The organism is Actinoplanes flavus, assembly GCF_017592555.1.
Classification (GTDB): domain Bacteria; phylum Actinomycetota; class Actinomycetes; order Mycobacteriales; family Micromonosporaceae; genus Actinoplanes; species Actinoplanes flavus.
This window is the reverse complement of sequence record NZ_JAGFNS010000005.1, coordinates 324,705-346,978: the sequence shown is the minus strand read 5'-3', so window position 1 is coordinate 346,978 and position 22,274 is coordinate 324,705. Positions and strand designations below refer to the sequence as shown.

The following is a 22,274-nucleotide window of genomic DNA, read 5'->3' as shown; positions in this document are numbered from 1 at the left end:
CCGGAAACACGGGCATACCGTCGGCGCACCCGCGCACCCCTGGAGGCGACCCCCATGTTCCTCGACGAGAAGCTCTGGACCGGCAACATCTTCATCGGCGGCGAGTGGCGGCCGGGGCGGGGCGGCGCGTACGACGTGACCGAACCCGCCACCGGCGCGGTGCTCGGCCGGATCGGGCGGGCGACCGCCGAGGACGTGACCGAGGCCGCCCGCAGCGCCGCCGAGGCGCAGCGCGCCTGGGCCGCCACCCCGCACACCCGGCGCGCCGCCGTGCTGCGCCGGGCCGCCCAGCTGTGGACCGAGCACGGCGAGGAGATCTCCGGCTGGAACGTCCGCGAGGTGGGCGCCATCGGCGCCATGGCCGGGTTCGCGCTGCACGTCGCCGAGCAGGAGTGCTACGAGGCGGCGTCGCTGCCCGCCCGCCCGTACGGCGAGCTGCTGCCCAGCGAGGAGCCGCGGCTGTCGATGGCCCGTCGGGTCCCGGCCGGGGTGGTGGCGGTGATCGCGCCGTTCAACGTGCCGATCATCCTGGCCATCCGGTCGGTGGCCCCGGCTCTGGCGCTCGGCAACGCCGTCCTGCTCAAGCCGGACCCGCGGACCGCGGTGACCGGCGGCGTGACGCTGGCCCGGATCTTCGAGGAGGCCGGGCTGCCGCCGGGCGTGCTCCAGATGCTGCCGGGCGCCGCCGACGTCGGCGAGGCCCTGGTCACCGACCCGAACGTCCGGGTCATCTCGTTCACCGGCTCGACCGCGGCCGGCCGCCGGGTGGGTGCCCTGGCCGGTGAGCACCTGAAGCGGGCCCACCTGGAGTTGGGCGGCAACTCGGCGCTGATCGTGCTGGACGACGCGGACGTCGACAAGGCGGTCGCGGCGGCGTCCTTCGGCTCGTGGTTCCACCAGGGCCAGATCTGCATGACCACCGGGCGGCACCTGGTGCACGAGCGGCTGTACGACGACTTCGTGGAGCGGCTGGCGGCCAAGGCGGCGGCCCTGCCGGTCGGCGACCCGGCCCGGGAGCAGGTGGTGCTCGGCCCGGTCATCGACGCCGGGCAGCGCGACAGGATCCACGGGGTGGTGACCCGGTCGGCGGGCGCCGGGGCCCGGGTGGCGGCCGGCGGCACCTACCGGGACCTGTTCTACTCGCCCACGGTGCTGGCCGACGTCGCCGCCGACACGCCCGCATTCCGGGAGGAGATCTTCGGGCCGGTGGCTCCGGTCGTCCGGTTCTCCGGAGCCGACGAGGCGGTCCGGCTCGCCACCGCGAGTGAGTACGGGCTGTCCCTCGGCATCGTCACCCGGGACGTGATGCACGGCCTGGCGCTGGCCGACCGGATCCCGACCGGCATCGTGCACATCAACGACCAGACCGTGAGCGACGAGGCGAACAGCCCGTTCGGTGGGGTCGCCGCGTCCGGGACCGGGTCGCGGTTCGGTGGCGCGGCGGCGAACGTGGAGGCGTTCACCGAGACGCGCTGGGTCACTGTGCGTGACCAGCCCCCGGGCTACCCGTTCTGAGGAAAGTTGTTTCCGTGCCGTTACAGGCACTCCGGGAGCCTTGCGTTAAATGCACGTTCATCAATAATGAGCGCCATGACTCGAGCCGAGGCGATACCGGTTGCCGGATCCCGGAGCACGACCGAGCCCCCCGAAGGCCGCACGCCGGCGGCACCGCCGCCGGCTCTCGGCCGGGCCACCACGTCCCAGGTCACCCCGCCGGCCCGGCCGGCGGGTGGCGGTCCTCCGGCGGTGCGGCCGACGGTGCGTCTGCGCCCGCCGGCCCCCGCTCCTCCCCCTTACCGTGGCCGGGCGGCGGTGGTGCCGTATCGCGGTGACACGCCCCTTCCGGAGATCCGTACCCCGGGCGGCTCGGTGACCCGCCGTACCCGCGGCCACCGTGGCGCGGTCACCGCCCGCAGACTGGTCGGCCTGTGAGCGCCGCGACCCGGGCGCCCGGGCCACCGGCGGCGGCCACCCGGACCGCCCGCCGCGACCGGGACCACGCCGACCGATCGGACACTCACCCACGTGCGGTGACGGGGGAAGCGCGACGGGGAACGCGGGAGACACGACGAAGCGGCCGGGGAACGTCACGGCGTACGACGGAACGCCTGCTGCTGGCGTTCGCGCACCGGGGCCTGCCGTCCCGGGCGGCGCCGGGCCGGCGGCCGCCGGGAAGACGCCGGCGACCGGTCTACGCCGACCCGGCGACCCGGACCCACGAGTGTGGGGCCGGGCCCACCCCAGCGGCCGAGCGGACCACCGCACCGGCGGGCACGGGTCGGCGTACCGCGGAACGGGCCGGCGCCGGAACGCCCGGCCGGACCGACCGCCGGCCGCCGGATGTGGCGCACGCGGGACGTCCACCACCGAGGCCGGCCGAGCCGGCGCGGAGAATGGGAGCCTGTTCAGGGTATGAGGGAAGCACCCGGCCGTCGCCGGGTGGCCGCACCCGCTGAATGAGGGGAACCACTCTCCATGGGCCAAACGCCTGTCATCACACTCAACAACGGCGTCACGATTCCGCAGATCGGCTACGGCGTCTTCCAGATCCCGGAGGCGGAGACCGCCTCCGCCGTCACCACGGCGCTGCAGGCCGGCTACCGCAGCATCGACACGGCGGCGATCTACCACAACGAGTCCGGCGTCGGCGCCGCGCTGAAGGCGGCCGGGGTGCCGCGGGACGAGCTGTTCATCACGACCAAGGTCTGGAACACCGATCAGGGGTACGACGAGACGCTGCGCGCCTTCGACGCCAGCCTGGCCCGGCTCGGGTTGGACCGGCTCGACCTGTACCTGATCCACTGGCCCACCCCGAAGCGGGGGAGGTTCCCGGACACCTGGCGGGCGCTGGAGACGCTGCTCGCCGACGGCCGGGTCCGGGCCATCGGTGTCTCCAACTTCCTGCCCGAGCATCTGCGGGCCGTGGTCGGCCTGGGCGGCACGGTGCCCGCGGTGAACCAGATCGAGGTGCACCCGCAGCTGCAACAGCGGGACGCGCAGGCCGCGAACGCCGAGCTCGGGGTGGCGACCGAGGCGTGGAGCCCGCTGGCGCAGGCCGGGGTGCTCGGCGACCCGGCCGTCACCCGGATCGCCACCGCCCACGACCGCACCCCGGCGCAGGTGGTGCTCCGCTGGCACGTGCAGCAGGGCCGGATCGTGATCCCGAAATCGGTCACCCCGGCGCGGATCCGGGAGAACCTGGCGATCTTCGACTTCGAGCTGACCGCGGACGAGATCGCCGCGATCGACGCGCTGGAGTGCGACGGCCGCACCGGCCCGCATCCGGACCACTTCAACAGCTGAGAGGACGCGGCCCGTCACGGCGGGCCGCGTCACAGCCACCGCCAAGCGAGTTCACAGGAATCCGCCGCATAGTGGGTGGTACGTTCCCCTCACACGGAGGTTCCGATGGGTCTTCTCGGTCTGGTCAGCTTCGCGCTGCTGCTGGTCCAGCTGGTGCTGGTGGCTCGGGTGATCCTGGACTGGAGCGTGACCCTGGCCGGTCCCGCGATGCCGGGCTCCTTCCGGTCCAAGGCCCTGGACGTCGTCTACACGATCACCGAGCCGATGCTGGCCCCGGTTCGCAAGATCATCCCGCCGCTGCGGGCCGGCGGCGTCTCGATCGACCTCGCGTTCATCGTGCTGTTCCTGGCGATCAGCGTCATCCGCTCGTTCCTCTGACCGGTTGCGGCGCCGGGGCCTCCACCACGGCGCCGTCCGCCTTTCCGGCCAGCACCGTGGCCAGCGGGAGCAGCAGCACCAGCGCCCCGGGCAGCACCGAGATGCCGTCCGCCGGGTAGCTGGTCCCGTCGATCTGGAAGAGCAGATCGGCGACGAAGGACAGCATCATGGCCGCCATCAGCAGCACCGGGACCGTCGCCACCAGGGCGCCGGCGGTCAGCGCGGTCCACAGCGCGGCGGTCCGGCCGCGCCGCCGCGGGCGGTGCCGCCGCAGCAGGGCGGTCACCACCACCGCGAGCGGCAGCGCGAGGAGAGTGCCGGGCTCGCCCAGGTACTCCCACTCGGGACCGCCGCGCAGCCCGATCCCGGCGACCACCAGTGCGGCCACCGGCAGCCCGGTCAGCAGGGCGATCAGCACCGGGTGCGGACGGTGCCGGCTGGTGGCGACCGCGGTCACCGTGCCCAGCAGGGTGAGGCCGATCGCCACCCCGGCCGTGGTGATCGGCAGCCCTAACGGCATGAACGGGTGGTTCTCCCCCGGGGTGCCCTGCGCGAAGAGCAGCGGGCCGCAGCCGGCCGCCACGATCGCCGCGGTGGTGGTCCGGCGCCGGATCAGCGCCGGATGCGGGGCACGGCCGGCGGCCGTCCAGCTCACCGCGATCACCACGGCCGCGGCGAGCAGGGCGACCCGCAACCCGGCCGCCCCGGTCATCGGAAGGTTCAGCAGCACCGACTCGACGGCCAGCAGGCCCACGCCGAGCACGACGGCAGCCCGGGGACTCGCCGTGGCGACCAGCGTGCCGAGTGCCGCCAGCAGGGCCGCGGCCCAGCGCAGCTCGGCCACCCACAGGTAGATCTCGCCGTCACCGCCGGGCATCGGGGCGACCGCCGACCAGTCGTCCATCACCGGGCTCAGGCAGGTGACCGTGTACGCCCACGCCAGCACCCCGGCGACGACCGCGGTGAGGCCGGCCGCCCGCGCCACCGCGGAGCGCGCGGGACGGTCCGCCGGGGCCGGGGCGACCGGCTCGGGCAGCCGGACCGGGCGCTCCGGCGCGGTGGCCGCCCGCACCCCGTAGAGGACCGCGAACCACGCGTAGACCAGGTAGGACGGCAGCGCGCTGCCGGTGAAGTAGAACGTGTCGACGCCGAGCGTCTCCAGCGACACGTCCCCGATCATCAGGGACGCGGCGGCCGCCTCCCGCCCGAACTCGACCAGCACCGGGATCGTGGACGCGGCCGTCGCGGCGACCGCCACCAGCGGGCCGCCGACGATCGCGACCACGGCGGCGGCCCGGCCGGACCGGACCGCGGCCAGGCCGAGCAGGGCCGTCAGCGGTGTCCAGGCGAGCGCGCCGAGCAGGGTGCTCGGCGCCAGCACGCCCGGCGCCGGCGTGGCCAGCGCGAACAGTGTGGGCAGCACGGCGAGCGGCGCGAGGACCGCCGGGCCGGCCGGGCCGAGGCGGCCGTCCCGGGACATCGGCAGGCGGCGGCCCAGCCACCAGGCCAGTGGCAGGCACCCGAGCGCGAGCAGGGCCGCGTCGGCGTACGGGAAGCCGTCCGGCACGAAGCTGAAGACGAGGTAGCCGGTCAGCTGCGGCACGCCGAGGCTGATCAGGGCGGCCAGCATGAGCGCGGCGGCCGGGCTGAGCCCGGACCGGGCCTCGGCCCAGCCGCGCGGAACGCCCGCGGCGTCCCGCGCGGGCGGGGAGGCGAGCAGGCTGAGCGCGAACCCGAGGCGCCGGGCGGCGGAGGCGGGACGCGTCTCCAGGTACGCGAGCTCGGCCTCCCACTCCCGGTACAGTTCCTCGCGCAGGGCGGCGGGCCAGCGCCGGGCCGCCGCGCGCAGCGCCCACCGGGTGAACCGGGTCAGCGAGATCATGTGCGCCACCGTAGCCCACCCTGTGCCGTTTCTCTACATAGGGTTTCAGCTCAGCCGATCGTCCACGAACTCCAGCGCCGTGACGTCGAAGAAGCTGCGGCCGCCCTCATGGTCGTCCCACTCGTACACCTCGATGTGCTTGTTGTCGCCGGGAATCGCGTGGTAGGCCGCGAACACCCCGGACGGCGGGCACACGTCGTCCATCAGCGCCGCCGACAGGACGGCGGGCGCGGTGATCCGGCGTGCGAAGTGGACCGCGTCGACGTGGTCCAGGGTGTCCAGGGTCCGTTCGGCGGCCGGCGGGTTGGCCCGCAGGAACCGGACCACCTCGTGGTACGGGTTGCTGTCGGTGATCGTGACGGCCCGCCGGATGTCGCAGAGGAACGGCACGCCGGACACCACGGCCGAGACCCGGTCCGGGGCCAGGCCGCCGGCCGCCAGGGCGAGCGCACCACCCTGGCTCTTGCCGGTCACCACCAGCCGGGACGCGTCGATACCGGGCAGTTCGGCGGCGGTCTCCACGGCCCGGACCGCGTCGGTGATCAGCCGGCGGTAGTAGAACGTCTCCGGCGACAGCACGCCCCGGGTCAGGAAACCCGGGGTGGACGGGCCGGCGCCGTGCTCGTCCGGGTCGGGCGTGTCGCCGGACCGCCAGGAGCCGCCCTGACCGCGGGTGTCCATGACCAGGTGGGCGTACCCGGCGCTGGCCCAGACCAGCCAGTCGATCGGCAGGCCGCGGCCGCCGCCGTAGCCGATGAACTCGACCGCCACCGGCAGCGGCCCCGGTACGCCGGACGGACGGTTCAGCCAGGCCCGGATCGGCTGGCCCGCGTAGCCGGTGAAGGTGACGTCGTACGTCGTGATGCCACTCAGCGGGGTTTGGACCTCGTGCAGCTTGGGCGGCAGGGCGAGCCGCCGGGCGGTGGCGAGCGTGCCGTCCCAGAACTCGTCGAAACCGGATGGCTCGGGACGGTCGAGGCGATAGTCGCGCAACTGGGCGAGGGGAAGGTCGAAGAGCGCCATGGCGATCACGTTAGGGGCCGGGACTCGACTCCTTCCACCCCTGCGGGCACGATGGGCGCGTGCCACCAGAATCGCCCGCCCGCCCGCCGCACGTCCTCGAGGCGGTCCTGGAGCGCCTGACCTATGTGAACGAGGAGACCGGCTACACGGTGGCCCGGGTCGCCCACAAGAGCAGCACCGACCTGCTGACCGTGGTGGGGTCGCTGCTCGGCGCGCAGCCCGGGGAGAGCCTGCGGCTGAGCGGCTGGTGGTCGTCGCATCCCCAGTACGGGCGGCAGTTCGAGGTCGTCTCGTACACCACGGTGCTGCCCGCGACCATTCAGGGGCTGCGCCGCTACCTCGGGTCCGGCCTGGTCAAGGGCATCGGTCCGGTGTTCGCCGAGCGAATCGTGGACCACTTCGGACTCGACACCCTGGAGATCATCGAGACCGCGCCGGAGCGGCTCGTCGAGGTGGCCGGGCTGGGCCCGAAACGGACGAAAAAGATCACCGCGGCGTGGGCCGAGCAGAAGGCGATCAAGGAGGTGATGGTCTTCCTCCAGGGGGTCGGGGTGTCCACCTCGATCGCCGTCCGGATCTACAAGAAGTACGGCGACGCGTCCATCTCCGTGGTGAAGAACTCGCCGTACAAGCTGGCCGCCGACGTGTGGGGCATCGGTTTCAAGACGGCCGACACGATCGCGCAGGCGGTCGGCATCCCGCACGACAGCCCGGAACGGGTGAAGGCCGGCCTCCAGTACACGCTGTCGCAGGCCACCGACAACGGGCACTGCTTCCTGCCGGCCCCGGAGCTGATGGCCGACGCCGCCACGATCCTCGACGTGCCGGGCTCGCTGATCCCCACCTGCCTCGACGAACTGGTCGAGGAAGAGGGTGTGGTGCGCGAGGACGACGACGTGTACCTGGTGCCGTTCCATCGGGCGGAGCAATCCCTCTCCTCGACCCTCATCCGCCTTTTGCACGATAAAGCGGACCGGATGCCGCATTTCGCGGATGTGGATTGGGCCCGCGCGCTCGCCTGGTTGCGGCAGCGGACCTCCAACAGTCTCGCGCCGGAACAGGAACAGGCCGTCCGGCTCGCTCTCACGTCGAAGGTCGCGGTCCTGACCGGCGGGCCCGGGTGCGGCAAGAGCTTCACCGTACGATCGATCGTCGAACTCGCCGCGGCCAAGCAGGCCAAGATCCAGCTCGTGGCGCCGACCGGCCGGGCCGCGAAGCGGCTCGCCGAGCTGACCGGCCATCCGGCCGCCACCGTGCACCGCCTGCTCAAGCTGCAACCGGGCGGCGACGCCACCTTCGACCGGGACAACCCGCTCGACGCCGACCTGGTGGTCGTCGACGAGGCGTCCATGCTGGACCTGATCCTGGCGAACAAGCTGGTCAAGGCGATCCCGCCGGGCGCGCACCTGCTGCTGGTCGGCGACGTCGACCAGCTGCCCTCGGTGGGCGCCGGTGAGGTGCTGCGCGACCTGCTCGCCGCCGAGGTGATCCCGCGGGTGCGGCTCACCCAGATCTTCCGGCAGGCCGCCGAGAGCGGGGTGGTCACCAACGCGCACCGGGTCAACAAGGGACGGCCGCCGGTGTTCGACGGGATGCGCGACTTCTTCCTCTTCCCGTGCGACGACACCGAGGCGACCGCCGGGCTCACCGTGGACGTGGCCTGCACCCGGATCCCCCGCAAGTTCGGTCTCGACCCGCGCCGGGACGTGCAGATCCTCACCCCGATGCACCGTGGTCCGGCCGGTGCGGGCGCCCTCAACACGCTGCTCCAGCAGCAGCTCACCCCGGCCCGCGACGGCCTGCCGGAGCGGCGGGTGGGCGGGCGGGTGTTCCGGGTGGGCGACAAGGTCACCCAGATCCGCAACAACTACGACAAGGGGGTCGCGGGAGTCTTCAACGGCACGGTGGGCGTCGTCACCGGGCTGTCGCCCGAGGAGCAGACCCTGAGCGTACGCACGGACGAGGACGAACTGATCGACTACGACTTCGACGAGCTGGACGAGCTGGCCCACGCGTACGCCATCACGATCCACCGCTCGCAGGGCTCGGAGTACCCGGCCGTGGTGATCCCGCTGACCACCAGCGCCTGGATGATGTTGCAGCGCAATCTGCTCTACACCGCGATCACCCGGGCCAAGCGGCTGGTGGTGCTGGTCGGGTCCCGGCGTGCGCTGGCCGCCGCGGTGCGCACGGTCGGCGCCGGCCGCCGGCACACCGCCCTGGCCCGGCGCCTGGGCTCCTAGCACACCGCCCGCTCCACCGGCGCCGCCATCGACACGCTCGACCGGGTGGCCCGGACGAAGTGCCGCTATTCCACACGGTCCACGAAGGCCGCCCACGGGTCCTCGACCGGCCGCTCCACCCGCTGCGCCGGCGGTGTGACCGGCCGGGCCCGGCGGGTGGCCAGCAGGGCGGCCAGCGCCGTGGTGATCGGCACGGCGGCGACCAGGCCGATCGTGCCGACCGCGCTGCGGACCAGCTCCTGCGCGATGAGCTGGCTGGTGAGCACCTCGCCGACCGGGGTGTCGCCGGCCGCGAACAGCAGCATCAGCGGCAGTGAGGCGCCCGCGTACGCCAGCACGATCGTGTTGATCACCGAGGCGATGTGCGCCCGGCCGATCCGGGTCGCCGCGCCGTAGAGGCGGCGGAACCCGTACGCCGGATTGGCCGTCGCCAGCTCGGTGACCGTGGCCGACTGGGTGACCGTCACGTCGTCCAGCACGCCCAGCGAGCCGATCACGATGCCGGCCAGCAGCAGACCGCGCATGTTCACGTCGCCCTGGGTGATGGTCAGGAAGTTGGACGTCTCGTCGGCGACGCCGGTCAGATGCACCGCCCCGGTGGCGATCGCGGCCAGGATCGCGGTGATCGCCAGGCTGGCCAGGGTGCCGGCCACCGCGATGGTGGTGGTCGTCGACAACCCGTGCGTCAGGTAGAGCACGATCAGCATGATCGCGGCGGCGCCGACCACCGCCACCAGCACCGGGGACCCGCCGCCCAGGATGGCCGGCACGATGAACCACACCAGGATGCCGAAGGTGACCCCCAGCCCGGCCAGCGCCGTGACGCCCCGCCACCGGCCGAAGGCGATGACCGCCAGCGCGAACGCCGCGCCGAGCACCCACAGTTCGGCGCCGCGCTGGTGGTCGGAGATCGCGTACGTCGTCTCGCCCTCGGCGTTGAGCTGGAGCAGCTCCACGTCGTCGCCGGCCGCCACCTCGGGCGCGCCCGGCCCGTTCGGGATGTCCGTGGTGATCGGGGTGCCCGACGCCGCGCCGCTGGTGAGCCGGACCGTCACGGTGCCGCAGTTCTCCAGCGGCTGGTCGCCCTCCGGCACCGGCGGGCACGGGGCCGGCCGCACCGCCAGCACCTCACCGGTCACCCGCACCGGGCCGTCGCCGCCCCCGGCCGCCACCGGCGTGTCGCCCGGCCAGAGCAGGACCATGCCGACCACGGTGATCAGCACCGCCGGGATCAGCAGGAGCAGGGTGAGCCGCCGGGCGCCGGGGAACTCGGGGAGGTCACCGCGCGCGTGGTGATGGTGGTCGGCCGGGCTCATCGTGCTCCTCGTAGCGGTCGGCGGAAGGTCCTGCCGAACCGTACCCGGAGCCGGCCGATCGACGACTCCCGCCGGACGCTGCCCGGGGTCGGCCGATCGGCTCCTCCCGCCGAACCGGGCCCGGGCCGTCAGGACGCCGAGCGCTCGCGGCGTTTCGCCCGGTCCTCGGCGGAACGCCCGAAAACCAGCCAGAAGTCGGTGATGGCGAGGGTCAGCGCCGGCCGCCGCCCGGCCAGGTAGCCGAGCGGGCCGTCCGGCTCGGGACGCCAGGCGGCCGACGCGGTACGCAAGCCGGCCCGGCCCCGGACCGGAGTCCGCCGGACGTGCTCGCCGAGCGCCTGCGCCACCGTGAACCCGAGCGGGAACCGGCCCGGCATCCGCCGTTTGAGCCGGACCAGCGCCGAACAGAACGGAGCGGCCGCCCCCGGTTCGGTGATCGTGGCGTCGACCAGCGGATCGCTCTCCGCGTCGAGGGTGAACTCGGCCAGCTCCTTGGGGATGCCCCAGAGCCGGCGACCGCCCTCACGGGAGGCGACGCTGTCCACCCAGATGTCGGTGATGCTCACCCGGGGACGGCCGCCCTCACGCACCAGGACGGCGCTGAGCAGCTCCCGGTAGTGCAGGACGCCGCCCGGCTCGTACGACACCCAGGCGGCGCCGACCGCGACCCGGCCGCCGACCGTGAGCGGGCGCACCGCCGCGCCCAGGACCGGGGGCAGCGCCGGCGCCTGTGCCGCGGGCAGCAGGAAGACCGACAGATACATCTGACCGCGCAGATGCCAGGGCTCGGGCGGGTACATGTCCCCACAGTGTCAGCTCGTGCGGGCGCGCACCAGATGTCAGTAGCGGAAACGCGAGACCACGGCCTGCAACTGGGACGCCGTGGCGGTCAGGTCCTCGGCCGCGGTCTGGGTCTCGCCCACGGTGTCGGTGGTACGGCGGGTCGCGGCGGAGACCGTACCGATGGTCTCGGCGATGTCGCCGGCGCCGCTGGCCGCCTCGGTGAGGGTCCGGTTCATCTCCTGGGTGGTGGCGGTCTGCTCCTCGACCGCCGAGGCGATGGCCAGCTGGATGCCGTTGATCCGCTCGATGATCTCGGAGATCTCGCCGATCGCGGTGACCGCCCCGCTGGTGTCGGCCTGGATGGCCTGCACCCGCTGGGAGATGTCCTCGGTCGCCTTGGCCGTCTCCTGGGCCAGGTCCTTCACCTCGCCCGCGACCACCGCGAAGCCCTTGCCCACCTCGCCGGCCCGGGCCGCCTCGATGGTCGCGTTCAGCGCCAGCAGGTTGGTCTGCTCGGCGATGCTGGTGATCACCTTGACCACGGTGGCGATCTCCTCGGACGACGCGCCGAGCCGGGCCACGATCGCGTTGGTGTCCGAGGCCACCCGGACCGCCTGCGCGGCCACCTCGGTCGCCTCCGAGGTGGAGACGCTGATGTCGCGGATCGCCGAACCCATCTCCTGGGACCCGGCCGAGACGACCTGGAGGTTGTGCGACACCGTGTCGGCGGCGGCGGCGACCGTGCCGGCCTGGTTGGACGCCTCGCTGGCGGCCGCGTTGACCGCCCCGGAGACCGAGCTGAGCCGGCCCGCCGCGCCCTGCAGGGTGGTCGCGCTGCCGGCCAGTTGCACGACGTCGGCGCGGAGCCGGCCCACGGCCTCGTCCAGCGACGCCGCCATCCGGCCGATCTCGTCCCGGCTGCGCACCCCGGAGGTGCCGGTGAGATCGCCCTCGGCCAGCCTGTCCGCCAGCCGGGAGACGGCCTGGACGGTCTTGCCGACCCGGGCCGCGACCTGGAATCCGACGAGAAGGCTGAGCAGGACGCCGATCGCCAGCACGATGCCGACCGTCCACGCGGCCCGCGTGCCGTCGGCCTCCGCGTCACGGATGCTCTGCTCCGCCATCTCCGTCCCGCGCTGTTGGAGGGCGGCCTGGTCGACGGCGAGTGCGGTGCGCAGGTCGTCGTACTTCTTGAGCGCCGCCGCACGTTCCGCGGCCGACCCGCCACCGCCGTACCCGCTGATGAAGGCCAGGAACTCCGCCCAGTCGCCGGCGGCCTTGGCGACCTTGTCGTCGCCGGACAGGTGGGTGTTGAGCGTGGCGAGGGCGGCGTCGACCGCCTCCTGGTGCGCCGCCATCTCCTCCTGGATCCGCGCGGCGAGGTGGGGGTAGAGCTGGAGCGCCGTGACGCTTCCGCTCATCGCCTCGACGTTCGTGCTGTACGAGCTGATCGCCGCGGCGATGGCCAGGGACCGCCGTTGCGCCGCGGCGCCGTCCTCGTTCAGGTCGTGAATCGTCTTCACCGCCAGGCCGCCGACCAGGATGCCGCTCAGCGTGGCGATCATCACCGCGATGCCGATCTTGGCACGCAGCGACCGGTCCTCGAAGATCCCACTCAGCCCCACCTCCGTAGTCTGGAGCCGAAAAGGCCACACCGGTGTCAACTCCACCCGATTGACAGGTGAGGCCGCTGGGATCTCAGGGCGCGGTCACGTCCGCCAGCGCCTGGAAGATCAGCCAGGTGGAGGTGGCTCCCGGGTCCTGGTGGCCGGCGCTGCGCTCGCCCAGGTAGGACGCCCGCCCCTTGCGCGCGGTCAAGGGCGCCGTGGCGCGGGCCCCCTCACCGGCCGCCCGGGCCGCCGACGCCGCCGCCTCGGGCAGGGCCGCGCCACCGGCCACCGCCTCCTCGAAGGCGTCCAGCGCCGGGCGGAACGCGTCCACGATCGTCTTGTCCCCCGGTTCGGCGCCGCCCAGCTTGCGGACCGCGTCCAGCCCGGCGTGCAGGGCGGTGGCCAGGTCGGCGAGGTCGGCCGAAGCGGCGCCGGGCGGCAGCGCCTTGCCGACGGCCCGGAAGGCGGTGCCGTACAGCGGGCCGGACGCGCCGCCGACCTTGGCGATCAGGGTCGCGCCGGCCCGGACGAAGACGTCGCCGACCGCGGTGAACCCGCCGCCGTCCAGGGTGGCGGCCACGGCCGTGAAGCCGCGGGCCAGGTTCACCCCGTGGTCACCGTCGCCGATCGCCGCGTCCAGGCGGGTCAACTGGTCGGTCTCGGCGGTCACCGACGCGGCGGCCGCGCGCAGCCAGGCGACGGCCAGGGCGACATCCAGGTGGGTGGTGTCCATGTCAGACTCCCCAGCGCAACCCGGGGGTACGGACGGGGGCGTCCCACAGCCGGATCATCTCGTCGGTCAGCCGGGCCACGGTGATCGACAGGCCGGCCATGTCGAGGCTGGTCACATAGTTGCCGACCAGGCGGCGGCTGATCTCCAGGCCCCGTTCGGCGAGCACCGTGGCGACCTCGCCGAAGACCAGGTACTGCTCCAGCAACGGGGTCGCGCCCAGGCCGTTGACCAGCACGAGCGTACGATCGCCGGGGTTCAGTGGTTTGGCATCGAGTAGGGCGTCCACAGCGGACCGGACCAGCTCGCGGGCCGGGCGCAGCTTCTCCCGCCGGCGGCCGGGCTCACCGTGGATGCCGACGCCGACCTCGATCTCGTCGTCCGGCAGGTCGAAGCCGGGCCGTCCGGCGGCCGGCGTGGTGCACGCGGTCAGCGCGTAGGCGAAGGAGGCCGAGGCGGCGTTGACCTCGCGGCCGACGGCGGCCACCTCGCCCAGCTTGGCGCCCTCCTCGGCGAGCGCCCCGGCGATCTTCTCGACCAGCAGGGTGGCGCCGGTGCCGCGGCGGCCGGCCGTCCACGTCGAATTCTCCACCGCCACGTCGTCGTCGACCAGAACGGTTTCGACGGTGATCCCCTCGTCGGCGGCGAGTTCCGCGGCGAGCTGGAAGTTCATCACGTCACCGGTGTAGTTCTTCACGATGTGGACCACCCCGGCGCCGCCGTCGACGGCCTTGGTGGCGGCCAGGATCTGATCGGGGACCGGTGAGGTGAAGACCTCGCCCGGGCAGGCGGCGTCGAGCATCCCGGGGCCCACGAAACCGCCGTGCAGCGGTTCGTGCCCGGAACCGCCGCCGGACACCAGCGCCACCTTGCCGGGGCGGGGCGCGCTCGCCCGGGCCACGTACCGCTCGGTCACGTCCACACGCAGCTCGGGGTGGGCGGCGGCGAGGCCGGCGAGCGCCTCGGCGACGACGTCGGCGGGATCGTTGATGAACTTCTTCACGGCCGGCTCCTTTGCCTCGTTCCCCACAGCATGGTCGCGCCCCGCTCCCCACAGCATGGTCGCGCTGGGCGATTCGGCCAAGGCTTTCGGTGACTACCATCGGGATCCATGGCGTACGTGGGGATCGTGCTCGTCTCACACAGTTCGTCGCTGGCGTCCGGCGTCCGCGATCTGCTCACCCAGGTGGCCGGCGCCGACGTCCGGGTGGAGCCGGCCGGCGGCACCGACGACGGCGGCCTGGGCACCAGCGCCGGCCTGATCGAGGCGGCGATCGCCCGCGCCGACGCCGGGGCCGGGGTGCTGATCCTCGCCGATCTGGGCAGCGCCGTCCTGACCACCCGGGCCGTGCTGGCCGAGCTGCCGGACGGCCCGCTGCTCGTCGACGCCCCGTTCGTCGAGGGCGCGGTGGCCGCCGCGGTCCTCGCCTCGACCGGCGCCGATCTCGCGACGGTCGCCGACGCCGCCCGGGAGGCCCGCGATGTCGGAAAATTTTGAGATCCCGGTGGTCCTTCCGGCCGCGTTGCACGCCCGCCCGGCGGGCGCGGTGGTCCGGGCCGCGGCGTCCTTTCAAGCCCAGATCGAGGTACGGGTGGGCGAGCGGTCCGCGAGCGCCCGCAGCGCGCTGCGGCTGATGGCGCTGGGCGCGGACACGGGCGCCACGGCCGTCGTGCGCGCCACCGGGGAGGACGCCGCGGCGGCGGCCCGGGCGGTCGCCGCCGCCCTACTCTCCTCTGAGTGATCTTCCGAAAGTTTCGGGAGCGACTGCCTGGCGATTCATCGACTGAACCGGTTGAGGTTTCCGGAACATGTCGGTAGCGTTCCGGAGTGGCGTCGATCCCCGTCGATGCCTTCCAGATCCCCGACTGGAGTTCCCCATGAGACGATCCCGCGCCATCCTGACCGTCCTGACCACCGGCGCCCTGACCGCCGGCGCGCTCACCGTCCTCTCCCCCGCGGCCGACGCGGCCAGCACCCTCGGGTCGGCCGCCGCCGGCCAGGGCCGCTACTTCGGCACCGCGGTCTCGATCAACAGGCTGAGCGACGCGACCTACTCGAGCATCCTCAACCGCGAGTTCAACTCGGTCACGGCCGAGAACGAGATGAAGATCGACGCTCTCGAACCGCAGCAGAACCAGTTCAACTACACCACCGCCGACCGGCTGATCACCCGTGCCAACGAGATGGGCGCCAAGGTCCGCGGTCACACGCTGGCCTGGCACTCGCAGCAGCCCGGCTGGATGCAGAGCATGAGCGGCACCGCGCTGCGCAACGCCATGAAGAACCACATCACCCAGGTCATGACCCACTACAAGGGCAAAATCGACTCCTGGGACGTGGTGAACGAGGCGTTCGACGACAGCAACGGCGGCCGCCGCGACTCCAACCTGCAGCGCACCGGCAACGACTGGATCGAGGACGCGTTCAAGACCGCGCGCGCCGCCGACCCGGCCGTCAAGCTCTGCTACAACGACTACAACACCGACAACTGGACCTGGGCCAAGACGCAGGGCGTCTACAACATGGTCAAGGACTTCAAGGCGCGCGGTGTGCCGATCGACTGCGTCGGCTTCCAATCGCACTTCAACAGCGGCTCGCCGTACCCGAGCAACTACCGCACCACCCTGCAGAACTTCGCCGATCTCGGCGTCGACGTGCAGATCACCGAACTCGACATCGAGGGCTCCGGCACCACGCAGGCGAACACGTACGCCAACGTGGTCCGCGACTGCCTCGCCGTCACCCGGTGCAACGGCATCACCGTGTGGGGCATCCGCGACAGCGACTCGTGGCGGGCCAGCGGCACCCCGCTGCTCTTCGACGCCAACGGCAACCCGAAGCAGGCCTACACCTCCACCCTGGCGGCCCTCGGCGGCTCCACGTCGTCGCCGTCGCCGTCCACGTCGTCGTCGGCATCCCCGTCCCCGTCGGTCAGCCAGTCCTCCGGCACCCGCGCCTGCACCGCGACCGTCACGGTGAACGCCTGGACCGGCGGCTTCGTCACCTCCGTCAAGGTGACCGCCGGCTCGGCCGCCCTGACCGGCTGGACCACCGGCCTCACCCTGCCCGCCGGCAGCGCCGTGACCAACAGTTGGAGCGCCACCGCCTCCGGCACCAGCGGCGCGGTCTCCTTCACCAACGTCGGCTACAACGGCACGGTCCCCGCCGGCGGCACCACCGAGTTCGGCTTCCAGGGCACCGGCAGCGCCCCGTCCACAACGGCCACCTGCACAGCCCGCTGACTCCCGGCCCACTTCACGCCGCGCGGCCTGCCCTTCCCCGGGCCGCGCGGCACTCCCACACCCCGGGCCCGCTTCCCCCAGCCAAGCGCCAGCCCCACGCCCTCCGACCCAAACTCCCCCAGGCCACGCAACGCTCCCACGCCGCCCGGCCCACCGTCCCCCAGGCCGCACAGCACTCCGACACCGCCCGGCCCGCCGTCCCCCAGACCACGCGACAGTCCCACGCCGCCCGGCCGCCTTCCCCCAAGCCACGCGACAGACCCACGCCGCCCGGCCGGACCCTTTTCCAAGCCACGCGACAGTCCCAGGCGCCCGGCCCACAGTTCCCTGACCATGCAGCACTCCCACGCCGCTTAGCCCGCCCTCCTCCTGGCCGCACGGCACTCCCACCCCGCCCGGCCCGCCTTCCCCCAGACCACGTGACGCTCCCAGCCCGCCCGGCCCGCCTTCCCCAAGCCACACGGCACTCCCCGCCGCCCGGCCCGCCTTCCCAAGCCACGCGACGCTCCCACGCCACCCGGCCCGCCTTCCCCAAGCCGCACTGCACTCCCACGCCGCCAGGCCCAACTCCCCGGGCCACGCGGCGACCCTTTGTCACGGGGCCGGCCGATTCGGCCACCGTTAGCGTGGACCCGCCTCGCCTCGGAGGTCCCCGACGTCGTGGATGGAAACCCGGTGCCCGCGCTGGGCGGATCGATCCGGGCCCGGAGCCCACAACCCGTCTCCTGGGTGCTGTCGTCCACACTGGTCACCGAGTTTCCCGCTACGGCGACGAAGGTGATCAGCTCCTGTTCGAACTCTCCAGCGGCACTTCGGCGCTGTCGAACTCGAGCACGCCCGAGGCCCCTGCTTTGAAGGCGAAACAGCGCGAGTTGCTTGATCCGGGTGCCGTCGCAGAACCAGCGCACGGCAGAGACGGCCTGGTCACGGCCGGATTGCGGCCGATGGCCCAGGCCGCGGGTGCCGCACCAGCACGCGCCGACCCGGACGGCGCCAATCGCACCCTCCGTCGCGGACCATCTTCCCGGTCTTCGCCGTCACGGCCCCTCCGACCACGCTCCGTCGCCATTCTTCGCATTGGCACACGAAACAGAGGCACAAAGGCCAGATCCCGAGGAGGGACTGAAACTTTGCCGTGCCACCACAAATCGCGGAACCACCACAACCGCCGCAATAGCCGACGTTCCGGGATGCCTACCACCGAAAAGCTTGCGGTTTTGAAAAGGGCAGCAACTCCGGGAGAAGCTGACAATACTGAAACCGCCTCGGCTCCCGCGACAGCTGACACTTCGAGGGCTGCCACCACCGGGCGAGTGGCCGACACTTCCGGAGCGACCCGACCGCCCAAGCCGGCCGACGCCTCCGGAAGGGCCTCAGCCACTGGCGCAGGCAACACTTGCGGCGTCGGCACAGGTGCTGAGACAGCTGACCCACACGGAACAACTACAGCCGCCGAACCAGCGGACAATCCCGGAGCAACCGATGGCCTCGGTACCGACGTTGCTTGCCCAGCCGATACCACCACCCATGAAGCACCTGTTGCCCGGTGGCCGGTTGCCGCTTCCGAAGCCGCCGGAACCAGCGAGACTTTCGCGGCTACCGGGAGCGGCACGACTCGCAGGAGCCAGAAGGTCGGCACAACCGGCACGACCGCGACCGGCACGACCGGCGGGACCGACACGCCCGGCACGCCCGGCACGCCCGGCACGGCTGGCACGTCTGGCGCGAGGGACGGGACCGGCACGGCTGGCGCGAGGTGCGGAGCCGGCACAGCTGGCGCAAGGGACGGAACCGGCACGCCCGGCACGAGAGGCGGAACCGGCACGGCTGGCGCAAGCGGCGGAACCGGCACCACCGGCGCGACCGGCGGAGCAGCGAACATCTCCAAACCCCCTGTGGCCGGCGGGGCAGCGGAAACTTCACAGCTTGCCGCAACCGGCGGGGCCTCACGCCGCGCGACGCCGGATCGCGGTCGGGAGGTGGGTGCTGCCGAACAGGCCGAAACAACGCTGGCGGCAGCTCTGGTCGGTGGCGTGCGGTCGCCGTGGCGGGCGCGGAGCAGCTTCTCGGCATGGCGGCGCCGAAGACCCCATGCGCGGTGCCGCTCGTGTTCACGACGGAATTCGTCGCGGGCGGCAGAATATTTTCGCGACGCGGAGCGATCGCGCATCCCGGCGATTTCCGCCCTTCCGAACAACGATTGCTGCATCACACGATAATTCTCCCGAAGCGCGGCTTAGAAGTGTAAGAAGTCGATCATGCCAACCTGGCTTCCGCTACTTTGTAACGGCAAATCGACGCATGCCGGAAGATCTCGCGCACGTCGCACTACAGGATTGCCGAAGTCCGTCACATCCATCGACATCCGACACCGAAGCACACTGCCGAATATGACCATGCCGACAGACACGTCCCGGACCACGTTCGACGATTCACCAAGATCAAGCGCAATTTGTCCGGTAATGACGAGATTCAAAAGGAGAGGCGGCCGCACTTGCCGCGGACCCGGCCCGGCGCAGGCGCAGGCACAAAGACACGCGGGGCGCGGGCACAAAGACACACGGGGGCGCAGGCACAAAGGCGCAGACGAAGACGCGGAGTCCTGATCCTTGTGGTTCCGGGGGGACCATCGTTGGTGGTTCTGGGCTCAGAGGGGATTGCGGCTGTTCACGTCAGCTCGCCGGCGAGGAGGTCCATCAGGAGGCCGTCGTGCCAGGTGCCGTCCGGGCCTCGCTCGTAGCGGCGCATGACGCCGACCGGGCGGAAGCCGACCTTGGCGTAGCAGCGGATCGCCGCGTGGTTGTCGGCGGCGGGATCGATCACCAGGCGGTGGTGGCCGAGGTCGTCGATGAGATGCCGGGCGACGGTACGGACCGCGTCGGCGCCCAGTCCGAGGCCGTGCACCTCGGGGCTGAGGTAGATGTCGATACCGGCGTGCCGGTAGTCGGGGTCCGCCTCCTCGCTCCATTGGATGGCGCCGACGATGCGGTCCTCGTACAGGATGACCAGCACTCGTGTGTCGGGATCGGCGAGGCCCTCGGCGACGGTGGCGGTCAGGTCGTCGTCGCCGCCCCACCGCTGGTACACCTCGGGTGCCGCCCGGATTCGGGCGAGCGCCGCGATGTCGTCCCGGGTCGCCGGTCGCAGCCGCACCATCGCGCCCGCGAGATCACCCATCCGCATGCCCGGAACCTACCGAAGCCGCGTCTGCCGGATCAACGCGGTAACGCGCCGGGCCGGTGCGGCAGGATGCCGGATGCCGGATGCCGGGCGCGGCAGAACGCCGGATGCCGAGTCAAGGCCCCAGACGCCGCATACCGAGGTAACGCCTCACGACGCCGCATGCCGAGGTGTCGTCACCGAGGTACCGGCGGGACGGTCGCCCATCTCCGCCGACATGCTCGAGCCAATCGTTCCGCCGCCGTGTGCCGCCTTTCCGGCCAGCGCGGGCGGGGCGAGCCACGAAGAGGCCGACGCAAGCCGAGAGAGCCACGAACAAAACCGACATGAACCGGGAAAATCACTGAGATCGGCGCAAACCGACAAAGGCACGAAGAAGGCCGACGCAAGCGGAGAAAGCCACCGAGCAGACCGACAAACCGGCAAAGCCACGAAGAAGGCCGACACGAACCGGGAGAGCCACGAGGAAGGTCGGCCCAAGCCGGGAAAACCACCGAGCAGACCGACGCGAACCGGCAAAGCCACGAAGAAAGCCGACACGAACCGGGAGAACCACGAGGAAGGCCGGGGCGAACCGGGAGAGCCACGAGGAAGGTCGGCGCAAGCCGGGAAAGCCACGGAACAGACCGACGCGAACCGGCAAAGCCACGAAGAAAGCCGACACGAACCGGGAGAGCCACGAAGAAAGCCGACACGAACCGGGAGAGCCACGAGGAAGGCTGGAGCGAACCGGGAGAGCCAGGAAGGAGACCGAGGGCTGGGCCGCGGAGAGGGTCGGCTCGGCTTCGCGTGGTCGCGGAGGGCGATGAACGGCCACGACGGTGTCGGCTGTCGGATCAACGACCGCGGGCCTTGATGACCTCGATCGTCGGGCATGGATTCACTCATGGCAGGTCGAGGTGCTGTCGCCGAGAGGCCCACCGAGCCCGGTCCCGCTCCGGAGGCCGGCCGGCGGTCGCGGACGCCGGCCGTCGTCACCGCGGCGATGGGGGCGTTCGGGCTCCTCGGTGTCTTCGTGGCGGAGCAGGACGAGCCGGCGAAGCTGTGGAACCTGGTGGTCGTGCTCGTCGCGACCGGGGCGACGGCGCTGACCGTGTGGCTGGCGCCGCGCCGTTGGATCGCCGGCGCGGTGGCGTCGGTCCTTCTGGCGATCTCGGGGATGGCGTTGAATCCGTTCTACGGGAGCACGAAGCCGGGTGACGGGGTCCGGGGGCACGAGATCGGGCCGAGCAGCGCGCGGAAGGTCGCTCCGGAGCCGGGTGACGAGATCCGGATGCACGAGATCTGGCCGAGCAGCGCGCAGAACGTCGCGCATCCGTTGCGTCGGCGTGACTGGGTGGCGACCCAGTTCCGGGTGACCGGGTCGTGGATCCTGTCGGTGGAGGTGGCGGCGGGCGGGGAGGGTGCCCGGCTGCTGCTGTCCGTCGTCGACGAGCGGGGGACCGAGATCGCCTCGGGCGAGGCGGACGTCCTCGACTGGCGTGCCAAGGTCACCTTCCCGGTGCCGGTCGACGTCGCGAGGTATCAGGGCACACGGTTGTATCTCCGGGCGCATAATCTGTGGCCGGCGGCGGCCAGGGTGTATTTCACCCGGACCGACCTGGATCCGGGTGTCGGCACCTATGTGCGCTGTGGGCGACCGCGGTTGACCGATTGCCTCGACCCGGAGCCACGCGACCTGAGCGCCATCGTCATCGGCCGGCGGTGACCGTGCCGGACAGGTGCGGCTGCCGCGAGTGGACGGCGAGTTCCCAGCCGGTGGCGGCCGGCGTCGCGGTGAACCGGAGGGTGGCCGGCAGCGGGATCGGCCGCTTGAAGGCGACGTCGACGGTGTACGCGCCGGGGAGGCGGCCCTCCAGGGCGGCCAGACAGCGGGCCTTGGTCCACATGCCGTGGGCGATCGGGCGCGGGAAGCCGAAGAGCCGTGCTCCCAGCCGGGAGGTGTGGATCGGGTTGCGGTCGCCGGAGACCGCCGCGTAGTCACCGCCGGCCCGCGCGGGCACCCGCCACACGGCCCCGCCGAAAGAGGACGGTGCCGCGGCGGCGGGGCGCGAGCCGGTGAAAGAAGAGGGCGGTGCCACGGCGGCGGAACCGGAGGCGGAACGGGCGGCGTCGAGGCGCAGGTACGTGGAGACGCCCCGCCACACCTCGGCCCCGTCGACCGTGGCGGTGGCGACGATGTCGAACTGCCGCCCACGGTGATGCTCGCGCAGGTCGGCGGCCCGGACCGCCAGGTCGAACGTCTCACCGGCGAACAGCGCCCGGCGTACGGTGATCCGGTTGGCGACGTGCACCAGCCCGATCAGCGGGAGCGGGAAGCCGTCTCCCGTCATCAGCCGCATGGCCAGCGGGAAGGCCAGCACGTGCGGGTAGGTCGCGGGCAGTGTGTCGGTGAGCCGGAACCCGCAGACCCGGTCGTACGCGGCCAGGTGCCCCCGGTCGACCGTCACGCCCCGGTGCTGGACCTCGACGTCGGGTAGCGCGTCGCCGGAGCGGCCGAGGCCGGGCAGCAGGGCGAGGGCGGCGCGGGCGTACGCGGCCGTGGTGCCCGGCCCTTCGCTGAGTTCGACGACGGCCACCATG

The 22,274-nt window shown here is 72.4% G+C and carries 18 protein-coding genes; 9 read left to right on the top strand and 9 right to left on the bottom strand.

The window, feature by feature from the left end:
- The first annotated feature begins 54 nt into the window (after positions 1–54).
- The 4 genes from J5X75_RS10390 to J5X75_RS10375 all read left to right on the top strand — a co-directional run bounded on the left by J5X75_RS10390 (position 55) and on the right by J5X75_RS10375 (position 3,681).
- Positions 55–1,515 carry an aldehyde dehydrogenase family protein gene (locus J5X75_RS10390; protein ID WP_208467118.1) on the top strand — a complete coding sequence of 487 codons (1,461 nt, stop codon included), beginning with the start codon at positions 55–57 and terminating at the stop codon, positions 1,513–1,515.
- 75 nt (positions 1,516–1,590) lie between these two features.
- Positions 1,591–1,932 (top strand): hypothetical protein, encoded by a 342-nt coding sequence (locus J5X75_RS10385; RefSeq protein ID WP_208467117.1) that lies wholly within the window; start codon positions 1,591–1,593, stop codon positions 1,930–1,932.
- 543 nt (positions 1,933–2,475) lie between these two features.
- Positions 2,476–3,303 (top strand): aldo/keto reductase, encoded by an 828-nt coding sequence (locus tag J5X75_RS10380; protein WP_208467116.1) that lies wholly within the window; start codon positions 2,476–2,478, stop codon positions 3,301–3,303.
- Positions 3,304–3,408: 105 nt separating this feature from the next.
- Positions 3,409–3,681, top strand: a complete 273-nt coding sequence (locus tag J5X75_RS10375; RefSeq protein WP_208467115.1) for a YggT family protein — start codon at positions 3,409–3,411, stop codon at positions 3,679–3,681.
- Here the strand turns inward: J5X75_RS10375 and J5X75_RS10370 are convergent.
- Together J5X75_RS10370 and J5X75_RS10365 are read right to left on the bottom strand one after the other, a co-directional pair.
- Positions 3,662–5,563, bottom strand: a complete 1,902-nt coding sequence (locus J5X75_RS10370; RefSeq protein WP_208467114.1) for a hypothetical protein — start codon at positions 5,561–5,563, stop codon at positions 3,662–3,664. The two genes, J5X75_RS10375 and J5X75_RS10370, sit on opposite strands and share 20 nt — an antisense overlap.
- A 45-nt stretch (positions 5,564–5,608) precedes the next feature.
- A complete protein-coding gene (locus J5X75_RS10365; protein ID WP_208467113.1) occupies positions 5,609–6,586 on the bottom strand; it encodes an acetylxylan esterase in 978 nt (325 codons plus the stop codon).
- 59 nt (positions 6,587–6,645) lie between these two features.
- On the opposite strand from J5X75_RS10365, the gene recD2 reads away from it, so the two are divergent.
- Positions 6,646–8,829 (top strand): SF1B family DNA helicase RecD2, encoded by a 2,184-nt coding sequence (gene recD2 / locus J5X75_RS10360; protein ID WP_208467112.1) that lies wholly within the window; start codon positions 6,646–6,648, stop codon positions 8,827–8,829.
- A 65-nt stretch (positions 8,830–8,894) separates the two neighbouring features.
- Here the strand turns inward: recD2 and J5X75_RS10355 are convergent, their stop codons facing one another.
- The 5 genes from J5X75_RS10355 to dhaK form a co-directional block, all read right to left on the bottom strand.
- A complete protein-coding gene (locus tag J5X75_RS10355) occupies positions 8,895–10,145 on the bottom strand; it encodes a YibE/F family protein (RefSeq protein ID WP_208467111.1) in 1,251 nt (416 codons plus the stop codon).
- Positions 10,146–10,273: 128 nt separating this feature from the next.
- Complete coding sequence (locus tag J5X75_RS10350) at positions 10,274–10,945, bottom strand: acetoacetate decarboxylase family protein (protein WP_208467110.1); 672 nt, start codon at positions 10,943–10,945, stop codon at positions 10,274–10,276.
- Positions 10,946–10,984: 39 nt separating this feature from the next.
- On the bottom strand, positions 10,985–12,553 hold the full coding sequence (locus J5X75_RS10345; RefSeq protein WP_307798016.1) for a methyl-accepting chemotaxis protein: 1,569 nt from the start codon (positions 12,551–12,553) through the stop codon (positions 10,985–10,987).
- 73 nt (positions 12,554–12,626) lie between these two features.
- Positions 12,627–13,271 carry a dihydroxyacetone kinase subunit DhaL gene (gene dhaL, locus J5X75_RS10340; RefSeq protein WP_238487610.1) on the bottom strand — a complete coding sequence of 215 codons (645 nt, stop codon included), beginning with the start codon at positions 13,269–13,271 and terminating at the stop codon, positions 12,627–12,629.
- A 1-nt stretch (position 13,272) separates the two neighbouring features.
- Positions 13,273–14,271, bottom strand: coding sequence for a dihydroxyacetone kinase subunit DhaK (gene dhaK, locus J5X75_RS10335; protein WP_208467109.1), 999 nt, complete (start codon positions 14,269–14,271; stop codon positions 13,273–13,275).
- Between the two features lie 108 nt (positions 14,272–14,379).
- Between dhaK and dhaM the strand changes: the two genes are divergently transcribed.
- The 3 genes from dhaM (at position 14,380) to J5X75_RS10320 (ending at position 16,511) form a co-directional block, all read left to right on the top strand.
- Positions 14,380–14,766, top strand: coding sequence for a dihydroxyacetone kinase phosphoryl donor subunit DhaM (gene dhaM / locus J5X75_RS10330; RefSeq protein WP_208467108.1), 387 nt, complete (start codon positions 14,380–14,382; stop codon positions 14,764–14,766).
- Positions 14,750–15,010, top strand: coding sequence for an HPr family phosphocarrier protein (locus tag J5X75_RS10325; RefSeq protein WP_208467107.1), 261 nt, complete (start codon positions 14,750–14,752; stop codon positions 15,008–15,010). Before dhaM ends, J5X75_RS10325 begins: the two co-directional genes overlap by 17 nt.
- 136 nt (positions 15,011–15,146) lie before the next feature.
- Positions 15,147–16,511 (top strand): endo-1,4-beta-xylanase, encoded by a 1,365-nt coding sequence (locus tag J5X75_RS10320; protein ID WP_208467106.1) that lies wholly within the window; start codon positions 15,147–15,149, stop codon positions 16,509–16,511.
- 2,667 nt (positions 16,512–19,178) lie between these two features.
- Here J5X75_RS10320 and J5X75_RS10315 read toward each other — a convergent pair.
- Positions 19,179–19,688: a GNAT family N-acetyltransferase gene (locus J5X75_RS10315; protein WP_208467145.1), complete on the bottom strand. Its 510-nt coding sequence runs from the start codon at positions 19,686–19,688 to the stop codon at positions 19,179–19,181.
- A gap of 889 nt (positions 19,689–20,577) precedes the next feature.
- On the opposite strand from J5X75_RS10315, the gene J5X75_RS10310 reads away from it, so the two are divergent.
- Positions 20,578–21,399, top strand: a complete 822-nt coding sequence (locus J5X75_RS10310; protein WP_208467105.1) for a hypothetical protein — start codon at positions 20,578–20,580, stop codon at positions 21,397–21,399.
- Here the strand turns inward: J5X75_RS10310 and J5X75_RS10305 are convergent.
- Positions 21,383–22,273 carry a MaoC family dehydratase gene (locus J5X75_RS10305; protein WP_208467104.1) on the bottom strand — a complete coding sequence of 297 codons (891 nt, stop codon included), beginning with the start codon at positions 22,271–22,273 and terminating at the stop codon, positions 21,383–21,385. The two genes, J5X75_RS10310 and J5X75_RS10305, sit on opposite strands and share 17 nt — an antisense overlap.
- Between the last annotated feature and the right edge of the window lies 1 nt (position 22,274).

Bases quoted from the DNA above. Each gene is read 5' to 3' on its own strand.
- J5X75_RS10390 (WP_208467118.1), top strand. From the start codon at position 55: ATGTTCCTCGACGAGAAGCTCTGGACCGGCAACATCTTCATCGGCGGC.
- J5X75_RS10385 (WP_208467117.1), top strand. From the start codon at position 1,591: ATGACTCGAGCCGAGGCGATACCGGTTGCCGGATCCCGGAGCACGACC.
- J5X75_RS10380 (WP_208467116.1), top strand. From the start codon at position 2,476: ATGGGCCAAACGCCTGTCATCACACTCAACAACGGCGTCACGATTCCG.
- J5X75_RS10375 (WP_208467115.1), top strand. From the start codon at position 3,409: ATGGGTCTTCTCGGTCTGGTCAGCTTCGCGCTGCTGCTGGTCCAGCTG.
- J5X75_RS10370 (WP_208467114.1), bottom strand. From the start codon at position 5,563: ATGATCTCGCTGACCCGGTTCACCCGGTGGGCGCTGCGCGCGGCGGCC.
- J5X75_RS10365 (WP_208467113.1), bottom strand. From the start codon at position 6,586: ATGGCGCTCTTCGACCTTCCCCTCGCCCAGTTGCGCGACTATCGCCTC.
- J5X75_RS10355 (WP_208467111.1), bottom strand. From the start codon at position 10,145: ATGAGCCCGGCCGACCACCATCACCACGCGCGCGGTGACCTCCCCGAG.
- J5X75_RS10350 (WP_208467110.1), bottom strand. From the start codon at position 10,945: ATGTACCCGCCCGAGCCCTGGCATCTGCGCGGTCAGATGTATCTGTCG.
- dhaL (WP_238487610.1), bottom strand. From the start codon at position 13,271: ATGGACACCACCCACCTGGATGTCGCCCTGGCCGTCGCCTGGCTGCGC.
- dhaM (WP_208467108.1), top strand. From the start codon at position 14,380: ATGGCGTACGTGGGGATCGTGCTCGTCTCACACAGTTCGTCGCTGGCG.
- J5X75_RS10325 (WP_208467107.1), top strand. From the start codon at position 14,750: ATGTCGGAAAATTTTGAGATCCCGGTGGTCCTTCCGGCCGCGTTGCAC.
- J5X75_RS10320 (WP_208467106.1), top strand. From the start codon at position 15,147: ATGAGACGATCCCGCGCCATCCTGACCGTCCTGACCACCGGCGCCCTG.
- J5X75_RS10315 (WP_208467145.1), bottom strand. From the start codon at position 19,688: ATGGGTGATCTCGCGGGCGCGATGGTGCGGCTGCGACCGGCGACCCGG.
- J5X75_RS10310 (WP_208467105.1), top strand. From the start codon at position 20,578: ATGGCAGGTCGAGGTGCTGTCGCCGAGAGGCCCACCGAGCCCGGTCCC.
- J5X75_RS10305 (WP_208467104.1), bottom strand. From the start codon at position 22,273: ATGGTGGCCGTCGTCGAACTCAGCGAAGGGCCGGGCACCACGGCCGCG.